Origin of the sequence: Streptomyces sp. NPDC007991 (assembly GCF_042958445.1) — a bacterium.
Classification (GTDB): Bacteria; Actinomycetota; Actinomycetes; order Streptomycetales; family Streptomycetaceae; genus Streptomyces.
Genome location: NZ_JBIBJD010000035.1, coordinates 1 through 1,075, shown reverse-complemented (window position 1 = coordinate 1,075; position 1,075 = coordinate 1). Strand labels below are relative to the sequence as shown.

Genomic DNA, 1,075 nt, shown 5'->3' with positions numbered 1-1,075 from the left:
CTAGGTGTATTGACCCGTGAGGTTGGGGACGCGGCTGGCGGGTGGTTTGCCTGCGAGCGCTGTGTGTCCGCGGTGGTGATTGTAGGTGTGCAGCCAGTGGGGGAACGCTTGGCGTCGTTCCTGCTCTGACCGATAAGGCTTTGCGTAGGCCCACTCGTCGAGCAGGGTGCGGTTGAAGCGTTCGACCTTGCCGTTCGTCTGTGGCCGGTAGGGCCGGGTGCGCTTGTGGGTGATCCCGGCCGCCGCGAGAGCATCGCGCCAGTGGCGTGAGCGGTAGCAGGAGCCGTTGTCGGTCAGTACGCGTTCGACGGTGATCCCGGCCTGGGTGAAGAACGCGTGGGCGCGGTCCCAGAAGCCGGTGGCGGTTTCCTTCTTCTCGTCGGTGAGGATCTCGCTGTAGGCGAGGCGGGAGTGGTCGTCGACGGCGGTGTGCAGGTAGCTGTAGCCGGCGTTCTTGCGGTTCTTGCGGCCGGTTTGGCGGCCCAGGACCTTGTGGCCGCCGCCATCTGGGATGTTGCCGAGCTTCTTGATGTCGACGTGGACCAGTTCCCCGGGCCGGTCGCGTTCGTAGCGGCGTATGACACGGCCGGTGGCCCGGTCGAGGTGGGCCAGGCGGGCCAGACCGAACCGGGTCAGCACACGGTGGACCGTGGAGGGGTTCAGTCGCAGCAGGTGCGCGATGCGGGCCGGGCCCCACCGGTGCAGGAGCCGGACCTTGATGATCCGTCGCTCGACGCGGGTCGGGGTACGACGCGCGCTCGTGTGCGGGCGGCTGGAGCGGTCGGTCATGCCCGCCTCGCCGAGCAGGCGGTAGCGGTTCGCCCACCGCTGGGCCGTTGTCGGCGAGACCTGGAAACGTTCGGCGGCCCGGCGAAGGGGCCAGCCGTCCTCGATCACACAGCGGGCCAGACGCAGACGCCCGGTCTCGGTCAGGGGTGCATTACGGTGGGGCACGAGGGCCTTTCGTCGTTCGGTGGAGATGTCGCAATCCACACCGAACCCGGAAGGCCCTCACTCGTTCAAGATCACTCTCCAGTGATCGCTGTCACCAACCTCCGTGGACAGAACACCTAGG

Annotated in this window: 1 protein-coding gene; it reads right to left on the bottom strand. The window is 67.5% G+C overall.

The window, feature by feature from the left end; translation table 11 throughout:
* Positions 1 to 954: an IS481 family transposase gene (locus ACFZDA_RS41550; RefSeq protein WP_391091760.1), complete on the bottom strand. Its 954-nt coding sequence runs from the start codon at positions 952 to 954 to the stop codon at positions 1 to 3.
* Positions 955 to 1,075: the final 121 nt, after the last annotated feature.